This window comes from Porticoccus sp. GXU_MW_L64 (assembly GCF_052983295.1).
In genome coordinates this window covers 62,582-70,822 of record NZ_JBRKJK010000015.1, presented here as the reverse complement: position 1 = coordinate 70,822, position 8,241 = coordinate 62,582, and the positions used below count along the sequence as shown (strand labels likewise).

Here is an 8,241-nt window from a genome sequence, read left to right as displayed (position 1 = left end):
CATGGCGTCTTGGTTGTAGTTGTATGGTTTGAAGTTTGGCATGGAATGAGTCCTTTATCAGATGCCATATTTTAGCAAAAAACGCCTTGTTTTTAGAGTTTTTCTACACCTTCAACGCCCAAAGCAGGCGACGCGGCAGCGGTCGCTCTGCCTTTGCTTGTTATGTTTTTTTGCTTGAGCCATAATGTGTATTTAATTGAAATTACTACACACGGGTGATTTATGAGAACTAACATTGTAATTGATGATGAGCTTATGGAAAACGCTTTAAAAGCAAGTGGATTAACAACAAAAAAAGCAGTTGTAGAACAAGGGCTTAGGCTGCTAATTAAGAGAAAGGAGCAGCAAGGAATACGGAAGCTACGAGGCAAATTAAAATGGGAAGGTGACCTTGATGAAATGCGAGGTCGTAAATGATACTGGTAGATACAAGCGTTTGGATAAGTTACTTGAATGGAACTGAAACCTATGAATGTGAAATATTAGACCATGCTCTTGGTGAAGGTGTTGCCGCAATTGGAGATATGATTTATCTTGAAATTCTCCAAGGCTTTAGACATGACAAAGATTATAAAAATGCTAAATGCGAGCTTTCAAAACTGGACAATTTTGAGCTTTTTGGACAGCATATGGTAGAAAAATGCGCAACCAATTATAGAGCTTTGCGTAAAAAAGGAATAACGGTAAGGAGCACTAACGATGTAATAATTGCAACTTACTGCATTGAAAACAAATTACCTCTTTTATTTGCTGATAAAGACTTCTTGCCGTTCGTAGAACATTTAAACCTTCGCACTGCGGCTGCGAAAACATAACGCCGCAAACAGTGGTGAGGCGCACGCAGTGCGGCGATCCGCTGCTTTGCCTGGTTATAGGTTTTCATTACTACTTTGATAACCGGGAGCCCTTCTTACAGGAATGCCAAGATACGGTTTTAGAATACCAGCCTCATTGGTCACCTTTTCAGTTGGGTTGGCAATATGTATTTCCATCCGGCAAGCGCAGTGTAGAGCCCGGAACCAGCAATGTTCGACGGCACCATGTGGACGAGTCCAGCATCAACAAGTTTATACGCCGGGCGTGTGCGAAAGCGGGTATTGAGAAAGCGGTAACGAGCCATACACTGCGGCACTCCTTTGCTACGCACTTACTGCAGGCTGGCGCCGATATCCGCACCGTTCAGGAGCAACTGGGGCACTCGGATGTAAAAACCACCGAAATTTACACCCATGTGCTGAAACGGGGCGCAAGGGGTGTGCAAAGCCCATTAAGCCGGTTGCATCATCAATAAAAATATTAGCTTCACCCATCGGTTATTAAACCGGCAACCTTATAGGTTGCGTTTAATAATGAGGCACAGGGATGTGCCGCCGCTGGCGTAGCCAGCGCGAGCTCAATAAAATCAAGCACTTCCGCGCAAGTGCGTCAGGTTTTATTGAGCGCGCAATAGAAAAGGCAGGACGCCTTTTCTATTGCCGGGTTAATAAGTGGGTACATTCTCAGCCAAGAAAGTCAAACCGCTGTGGAATCAAGAGCTTGTGCTATACGCCGCTCTGAAGCCACGGATTCAGGAATATCTTACGCTCTACATCCACTCTGGAATCACGAATTCAGGTGTCTCTAAACTGTGCGGCCAAGCTCCCGAAAAACTTCGGTACCACCTCACTGGCAGGGCCGTAGTGCTGTTCGTCAAACTGCGAGCCGGAGGCGCTGGGCTCCAGGTTTAATTCCACCGAATGCGCCCCCGCCTGGCGCGCCAGCTGAAAAAAGCCCGCCGCCGGGTAGACGTTGCCAGAGGTGCCAATGGACACAAACAGGTCGCAGTTCTCCAGCGCCTGATAAATGGCATCCATCTGCAGCGGCATCTCCCCAAACCAGACTACGTGGGGGCGCAGGCTGCCGGTGGATTGGCATTGCGGGCAGGTGGTGCCAGGTGAGCAGTCTTCCGTGATATTGTCCAGAGCGCCGCAGGCCGAGCAGCGGATTTTAAGCAATTCGCCGTGCATATGAATCAGGTTGTTGCTGCCGCTGCGTTCGTGCAAGTCGTCAATATTCTGGCTGACCAATAAAAATTCGCCGGGCCACTGGGCCTCAAATTTGGCCAGTGCGTTGTGGGCCGGGTTGGGTTGCACCTCTCGCGATAGCAGTTGCTGGCGACGTTCATTATAAAACCGGTGTACCAAATCCGGATCGCGGGCAAATCCTTCCGGGGAGGCCACATCTTCAATACGGTGCTCGTCCCACAGTCCGTCACTGGCGCGGAAGGTGCGAATACCGGATTCCGCAGAAATGCCGGCACCGGTGAGAACCACAACTGAGTGATATTCACGGACTTTATCGTTGTTCATATGAGTGTCTTTTGCTGGATAATACGGTCATTCTTGTTGTCTTAGGCGCAGCCAAAAACCAGAGAATAACAAATGCTCGATACCCGACCACTATTGCTGGACACCGATTTCCCTCCGTTGCAACGCAGCGCCCTGACCACTTTGCAGGTAAACCTGGGTTATCTGTGCAACCTCAGTTGCACTCACTGCCATGTAAACGCTGGCCCGAAACGCACCGAGTTGATGGATCGAGACAATATCGAGCTGATATTGGAAGTGCTCAAGCGCCATCGTTTGCAGGTGCTGGATTTGACCGGCGGCGCGCCGGAGATGAACCCCCACTTTCGCTATCTGGTTACAGAGGCCCGCGAACTGGGTGTGGAGGTAATCGATCGTTGCAATCTGACCATTTTGCAGGAGCCTGGCTACGAAGACTTGGCAGATTTTCTGGCCCGACACAAAGTCACCATTGTGGCGTCACTGCCTTGCTACTCCGAGCAAAACGTCAACGAGCAACGGGGCAAAGGGGTATTTGGCGACAGTATCGGTGCCTTGCAAAAGCTCAATCAACTGGGCTATGGCGCTGACCCGGAATTGCCGCTGAATCTGGTGTACAACCCCAATGGCGCTTTTTTGCCACCGCCGCAAATGCAGCTGGAAAGCGACTACAAAAACCAGTTGCGGGACCAGTACGGTATAGAATTCAACAGCCTGTTCACCATTACCAATATGCCCATCAGCCGTTTTGGAGGCATGTTGTTGGCCAAAGGCAAGTTTAACGACTATATGGCGCTGCTAAAGGGCAGCTACAGCGACAGCAACCTGGAAACGGTAATGTGCCACTCCCTGATCAGTGTGGACTGGCAGGGCAATTTGTACGATTGTGACTTCAATCAAATGCTGGAATTGCCGTTGCGGGACACACAGCAGATAATTGGCAGCGATCGCCAGCGCCATCTGCGGCAATTGCTGGAAACGGATTTTAGTGGCAATCCCATTGTGATTGGCGAACACTGCTATGGTTGTACGGCAGGGCAGGGCAGCAGTTGTGGCGGGGCGCTGGAAGAATAGTAAGTATTACCTGTTGCCCTAAAAGAACGTCATCCCCGCGAAGGCGGGGATCCACCTTGAATATGGCACTAAAGCCTACAAATGCTCAGGTATATGGATTCCCGCCTGCGCGGGAATGACGATAGCCTGAAAGCTGTGAGATCCTCACGCGGCTGCGCCGCTCAGGATGACAGAAGCGATAACAATAATTATGCAAAAACTGTCAATAATTATCCCTACGCTCAATGAAGCGGAACTGATTGAAGCCACCCTCAAGCCGTTGCAAGGGCTGCGTGCCGAAGGAGTGGAAATTATTGTTGCCGATGGCGGCAGTAACGATGGCACAGCGCAATTGGCTCAATCACTGGTGGATACAGTGTGGCTCAGCGACCCGGGTCGCGCCCGGCAGATGAACGCGGGGGCCATGATTGCCTCTGGTGACTATTTGTTGTTTTTGCACGCGGACACGCAACTGCCGGAAGACTTCCCGCAATGCTGGCAGAAAATTCAGCAATATAGGCCCCTGTGGGGGTTCTTTCCGGTACGCCTTAACGACACCCGTCCGACACTGAAAATGGTGTCGCTGTTTATGAATCTGCGCTCGCGCATCACATCCATTGCCACCGGTGACCAGTGCATTTACGTGCAGCGGCAGTTGTTCGACGAGCAGGGCGGTTACGCGGATATACCACTGATGGAAGACGTAGAGCTCACCAGTCGCCTGCGCCAGCGCAAAAGAGCGCGCCTGGTGTCATCACCGGTCACTACTTCCAGCCGCCGCTGGCAGCGCAATGGCGTGTGGCGCACCATCTGGCTGATGTGGCGGCTGCGCTGGCGTTACTTTTGTGGCGCTGACCCGCAAGAACTGGCCAAGCAGTATTATTGATGTTGTTCCCCAACTTCCGGATTATCCAGTACGCCAAAGCGCCACAGCTGGGCAGGGTGAAAACCCGTCTGCGCCCAGCTCTGGGGGACGAGGGCTGCCTGCAACTGCACCGTCAGCTGGTGGAGCATTGCTTTCAAGCGTTACACACCGCCAATATCGCCCCGTACAGCCTGGCCATTAGCGGCCCATCCCAGGGGTACTTTGAAGCCTTGATTGCCGACAAACCCGTCGATATTCAACAGCAACTGGGCGCTGATTTGGGGCAGCGTATGCAGCACAGTGCAGAACAGGCACTGACTGCCGCAGCAGGGGTGGTTATTGTCGGCAGTGATTGCCCTTTTCTGGATGCCGGTTACCTGCGTGCGGCTTGCGAAGCATTGCAACAAGGGTCCGATTGCGTGCTGGGCCCGGCTACCGATGGCGGTTATGTATTAATCGGCCTGCGCCGGGTGCATGCACGTCTGTTTGCTGATATCCCCTGGGGAGGCGAACAGGTATTGGAGATTACCCGTCAGCGCCTCAATGAATTGGGCTGGCAGTATTCAGAACTGGCGCCACTAATGGATATTGACCGCCCGGAAGACCTGGCTAAATTGCCGGTAACACTCAGGCCATAATCATGCTTGAAAACTGACTTGAAACTGAAATGGTTTCGTACTAATTTTCGCTTCGAAAGGTTTGTAATTTTTCCTGGTTTTTTATTGTGAGGTGAGAGCCTTATGAGCGCTGAAGAACTGGACGAGACCGATTTCGAGGACATGGATATGGACGAAAACGAAGCTGATGCTGTTGGCACAAACAATGACAATAGCGTGCCAGATGCCCGTCGCCGTCTGGAAGCTCGCCTGGAAGACGAGCGCCTGAAACGCCAGCTGAGTGAATATGATTTCGATTTGGACGATTGAGTGGTGGCCTGTCCTCCTGGGCCAGGTTCTCATTCCTCTGTCATCCTGAGCACAGCGAAGGATCTCACTCTTTGATTAACGCTGAGATTCTTCGCTGCACTCAGAATGACAGGGTTGCTCAAATTTTGATTTCCATCACTGTCCCACAAGCCACAGTCTGTGGTTTATCTGTATAATGCGCGCACCCAATAACGGTGCCCGTGTTTTGACATCACCCCCTTTGTTGCAATTGCGCGAACTGTCCTTTGAACGGGATGACCGCCTGCTGTTTGACGCTGTGAGCGCTACCGTAGCAGCGGGGGATATTCTGCAGGTAAGCGGTGACAACGGCAGCGGCAAAACCACGCTGTTGAAAGTCATTATTGGCACCCTGGATGCCCGTTCCGGGGAATGCCTTTGGCGCGATACGCCAGTGCGCCAGTGTCGGTTTGATTTTGCCGCCAATCTTCTTTACATCGGCCACCAGGCCGGTATCAAAAGTACCCTGACTCCGGAAGAAAACCTGCGCTGGCTACAGCGTTTGCAGCTCCACGAGCAAACCGCCATATCAGTTGTCGAAGCCCTGGAAAAAGTGGGGCTGCGCGGTTATGAGGATGTACCCTGCCACAGCCTGTCGGCGGGTCAACAGCGGCGGGTGGCACTGGCGCGGCTTTATCTGACTAACGCCAAACTCTGGGTGCTGGACGAACCTTTCACCGCCATCGACCGCCAGGGGGTGACGCAGTTGGAGCAGAGGTTGCAACAGCACGCCCACAGTGGCGGTGCTGTGATACTGACAACCCATCAGCCGCTGGCCATAGAGGGCGTAAAAACCCTGCACCTGGGGGCGGCCACATGAACGGCGGTTTTGGCACCATTGTGCGCCGCGATTTGCTGCTGGCTATGCGCCGCCGTGGTGAGTTGGCAAATCCGCTGGTGTTTTTCCTGATTGTGCTGACTCTGATCCCGCTGGCCATTTCACCATCGCCGGAGCTGCTGGCCAAAATTGCTCCGGGTATTATTTGGGTGATGGCACTTCTGGCAACGCTGTTGTCTATTGATGGCTTGTTTCAGAGCGATTACCGGGACGGCAGCCTGGAGCAAATGATTGTCAGCCCACAACCCCTGTGGTTGATTGTATTGGCCAAGGTGTCGGCTCACTGGTTGGTAACCGGTCTGCCGTTGACGCTGCTTTCACCTTTGTTGGGTATTATGCTGTCGCTGCCGGAGGCGGGTTATTGGCCAATGGCGATCAGCCTGTTAGTGGGCACTGCGGCTTTGAGTTTGATTGGCGCCATTGGCGCGGCATTAACGGTGGCCTTGCGCCGCGGAGGTTTGTTGCTGTCGCTGGTGGTAACGCCCCTGTATATGCCGGTGTTGGTATTTGGTGCCGGTGCCGTACAGCGGGCGGTGGATGGCTTTCCCCCGGACGGGCCGTTGTTGGTGGTTGGCGCGCTGATGGCACTGTCGCTGTTGCTGGCACCTTTTGCCTGCTCCGGGGCGTTGAAGATCAGTATGCATGGTTGAAGTTTACTGTCATCGCGAGCGCAGCGCGGCGATCTCCCGCTTGCGGAGTGTGTATCACGAGATTGCCACGGCCTTCGGCCTCGCAATGACGTAGGGTTGGATAAATATGGCAAATTGGACCTGGTTTCACCGCTTGGGCTCGCCCAAATGGTTTTACGAAAAAAGCAGCCGCTGGCTGATATGGCTGGTGCCGTTGACCGTGGCGGTATTGCTGGTTGGCCTGGTGTGGGGGTTGGCGATTGCGCCGCCGGATGCCAAGCAGGGCAACAGTATGCGCATTTTCTATATTCATGTGCCCTCTGCCATGTTGTCTCTGGCGGGTTTTTACCTGATGGCCATTGCCGGGGCGGTGGGTTTGATCTGGCGTATGAAACTGGCGTTTGTGGCCATGCAGTGCAGTGCCCCCATTGGCGCGGCGCTTACTGCCATGGCGCTGATTACCGGTGCTATCTGGGGCAAACCCACCTGGGGAACCTACTGGGTGTGGGATGCCAAACTCACGTCCATGTTGATTCTGTTTTTCCTTTACCTGGGGGTAATGGCATTGCAGGAGGCCTACAGCGACAAGCAGGCAGGAGCCAAGGCCAGTGCGGTATTGGCGCTGGTAGGAACGGTTAATATTCCCATCATTTACAAGGCCGCCGACTGGTGGAATACCCTGCATCAGCCCGCCACCTTTAAATTTACCGAAAAATCATCCATTGACCCGTCTATGGCCTGGCCATTCTGGATAATGATTGCGGGTTTTTACGGCTTTTTTGCCCTGGTTCTGTTTTTGCGTATGCGCAATGAAATACTCTACCGTGAGCGCAAAACCCAATGGGTTCAGTCATTGGTCGCGGAGGGCAAATAATCGTGTTTTATTTCGACAGTTTCAGCGATTTCCTGGCCATGGGCCGCCATGGGGTTTATGTGTGGTCTGCCTACGGCATCGCCCTGGTTATTTTGCTGGCCACTGTGATTGCGCCCCTGCAGCGTCGCAAAGCCTTGCGCAAAGCCATTCTGCGTCAGATGCGCCGCGATGCCGCTCAAAGCCAAAACCTGAAAGACACACAAATAGAGGATATTTGATGCATCCGGTTCGTCGCCAACGCCTGTTTCTGGTGCTGTTTATTGTCATAGCCGCCTCCATTGTGGTGGGGTTGGGCATTACCGCTATGGGCACCAATATGAACCTGTTCTATACGCCCACTCAAATTGCCAATGGCGAGGTGCCGGATGGGGCACGTATTCGCGCTGGCGGCATGGTGGTCAAGGGCAGTGTCAATGAGTCCAGCGAATCTCTGTTTGTCAGCTTTTTGGTCACTGATGGCCCGCACCAACTGGAAGTTCATTACACCGGCATCCGCCCGGATTTGTTTGCCGAAGGCGAAGCGGCGCTGGCGGTAGGAGTGATCGACGCCAATAACGTATTACAGGCGGATGAAGTGCTGGCCAAGCACGACGAAAACTACACCCCGCCAGAAATTCAGCAGGCCATGGAGGAGGGCCATCGCTGGCAACAAGAACAGCAGCAAAATTCCGCTGGTTCAGAAACGACCGGGGAGAAATACTGAAGTGGATGGCG

At 53.0% G+C, this 8,241-nt stretch carries 13 protein-coding genes; 12 read left to right on the top strand and 1 reads right to left on the bottom strand.

Going from position 1 to position 8,241, the window contains the following annotated elements:
• Positions 1-222 precede the first annotated feature (222 nt).
• The 3 genes from ACVBEJ_RS12335 to ACVBEJ_RS12325 all read left to right on the top strand — a co-directional run bounded on the left by ACVBEJ_RS12335 (position 223) and on the right by ACVBEJ_RS12325 (position 1,291).
• The gene (locus ACVBEJ_RS12335; RefSeq protein ID WP_447129938.1) at positions 223-417 is read left to right on the top strand and encodes a type II toxin-antitoxin system VapB family antitoxin; all 195 of its coding nucleotides are present in this window, start codon (positions 223-225) and stop codon (positions 415-417) included.
• Positions 414-815 carry a type II toxin-antitoxin system VapC family toxin gene (vapC, locus tag ACVBEJ_RS12330; RefSeq protein WP_447129937.1) on the top strand — a complete coding sequence of 134 codons (402 nt, stop codon included), beginning with the start codon at positions 414-416 and terminating at the stop codon, positions 813-815. The genes ACVBEJ_RS12335 and vapC overlap by 4 nt, the downstream gene beginning before the upstream one ends.
• Before the next feature lie 152 nt (positions 816-967).
• Positions 968-1,291, top strand: coding sequence for a tyrosine-type recombinase/integrase (locus ACVBEJ_RS12325; protein WP_447129936.1), 324 nt, complete (start codon positions 968-970; stop codon positions 1,289-1,291).
• Positions 1,292-1,610: 319 nt separating this feature from the next.
• On the opposite strand, the gene cobB is transcribed toward ACVBEJ_RS12325, so the two are convergent.
• On the bottom strand, positions 1,611-2,348 hold the full coding sequence (gene cobB / locus ACVBEJ_RS12320) for a Sir2 family NAD+-dependent deacetylase (protein WP_447129935.1): 738 nt from the start codon (positions 2,346-2,348) through the stop codon (positions 1,611-1,613).
• 72 nt (positions 2,349-2,420) lie between these two features.
• On the opposite strand from cobB, the gene arsS reads away from it, so the two are divergent.
• From arsS to ccmE, 9 genes are all read left to right on the top strand, one after another.
• Entirely contained in the window at positions 2,421-3,398 is a 978-nt protein-coding gene (arsS, locus tag ACVBEJ_RS12315) for an arsenosugar biosynthesis radical SAM (seleno)protein ArsS (RefSeq protein WP_447129934.1), read from the top strand.
• Positions 3,399-3,588: 190 nt separating this feature from the next.
• On the top strand, positions 3,589-4,263 hold the full coding sequence (locus ACVBEJ_RS12310) for a TIGR04283 family arsenosugar biosynthesis glycosyltransferase (protein ID WP_447129933.1): 675 nt from the start codon (positions 3,589-3,591) through the stop codon (positions 4,261-4,263).
• A complete protein-coding gene (locus ACVBEJ_RS12305) occupies positions 4,263-4,880 on the top strand; it encodes a TIGR04282 family arsenosugar biosynthesis glycosyltransferase (protein ID WP_447129932.1) in 618 nt (205 codons plus the stop codon). The genes ACVBEJ_RS12310 and ACVBEJ_RS12305 overlap by 1 nt, the downstream gene beginning before the upstream one ends.
• Positions 4,881-4,982: 102 nt before the next feature.
• Positions 4,983-5,168 carry a PA3496 family putative envelope integrity protein gene (locus ACVBEJ_RS12300; protein ID WP_447129931.1) on the top strand — a complete coding sequence of 62 codons (186 nt, stop codon included), beginning with the start codon at positions 4,983-4,985 and terminating at the stop codon, positions 5,166-5,168.
• Between the two features lie 205 nt (positions 5,169-5,373).
• Positions 5,374-6,006, top strand: coding sequence for a cytochrome c biogenesis heme-transporting ATPase CcmA (gene ccmA, locus ACVBEJ_RS12295; protein ID WP_447129930.1), 633 nt, complete (start codon positions 5,374-5,376; stop codon positions 6,004-6,006).
• Positions 6,003-6,674 carry a heme exporter protein CcmB gene (gene ccmB, locus ACVBEJ_RS12290; protein ID WP_447129929.1) on the top strand — a complete coding sequence of 224 codons (672 nt, stop codon included), beginning with the start codon at positions 6,003-6,005 and terminating at the stop codon, positions 6,672-6,674. The genes ccmA and ccmB overlap by 4 nt, the downstream gene beginning before the upstream one ends.
• A 106-nt stretch (positions 6,675-6,780) precedes the next feature.
• Positions 6,781-7,527 carry a heme ABC transporter permease gene (locus ACVBEJ_RS12285; RefSeq protein ID WP_447129928.1) on the top strand — a complete coding sequence of 249 codons (747 nt, stop codon included), beginning with the start codon at positions 6,781-6,783 and terminating at the stop codon, positions 7,525-7,527.
• 2 nt (positions 7,528-7,529) lie between these two features.
• Positions 7,530-7,745: a heme exporter protein CcmD gene (gene ccmD, locus ACVBEJ_RS12280; protein ID WP_447129927.1), complete on the top strand. Its 216-nt coding sequence runs from the start codon at positions 7,530-7,532 to the stop codon at positions 7,743-7,745.
• A complete protein-coding gene (gene ccmE / locus ACVBEJ_RS12275; protein WP_447129926.1) occupies positions 7,745-8,230 on the top strand; it encodes a cytochrome c maturation protein CcmE in 486 nt (161 codons plus the stop codon). The genes ccmD and ccmE overlap by 1 nt, the downstream gene beginning before the upstream one ends.
• The last annotated feature ends 11 nt before the right edge of the window (positions 8,231-8,241 follow it).

Coding starts and splice junctions, on each gene's coding strand:
- ACVBEJ_RS12335 (WP_447129938.1), top strand. CDS start 223: ATGAGAACTAACATTGTAATTGATGATGAGCTTATGGAAAACGCTTTA.
- vapC (WP_447129937.1), top strand. CDS start 414: ATGATACTGGTAGATACAAGCGTTTGGATAAGTTACTTGAATGGAACT.
- cobB (WP_447129935.1), bottom strand. CDS start 2,348: ATGAACAACGATAAAGTCCGTGAATATCACTCAGTTGTGGTTCTCACC.
- arsS (WP_447129934.1), top strand. CDS start 2,421: ATGCTCGATACCCGACCACTATTGCTGGACACCGATTTCCCTCCGTTG.
- ACVBEJ_RS12310 (WP_447129933.1), top strand. CDS start 3,589: ATGCAAAAACTGTCAATAATTATCCCTACGCTCAATGAAGCGGAACTG.
- ACVBEJ_RS12305 (WP_447129932.1), top strand. CDS start 4,263: ATGTTGTTCCCCAACTTCCGGATTATCCAGTACGCCAAAGCGCCACAG.
- ACVBEJ_RS12300 (WP_447129931.1), top strand. CDS start 4,983: ATGAGCGCTGAAGAACTGGACGAGACCGATTTCGAGGACATGGATATG.
- ccmB (WP_447129929.1), top strand. CDS start 6,003: ATGAACGGCGGTTTTGGCACCATTGTGCGCCGCGATTTGCTGCTGGCT.
- ACVBEJ_RS12285 (WP_447129928.1), top strand. CDS start 6,781: ATGGCAAATTGGACCTGGTTTCACCGCTTGGGCTCGCCCAAATGGTTT.
- ccmE (WP_447129926.1), top strand. CDS start 7,745: ATGCATCCGGTTCGTCGCCAACGCCTGTTTCTGGTGCTGTTTATTGTC.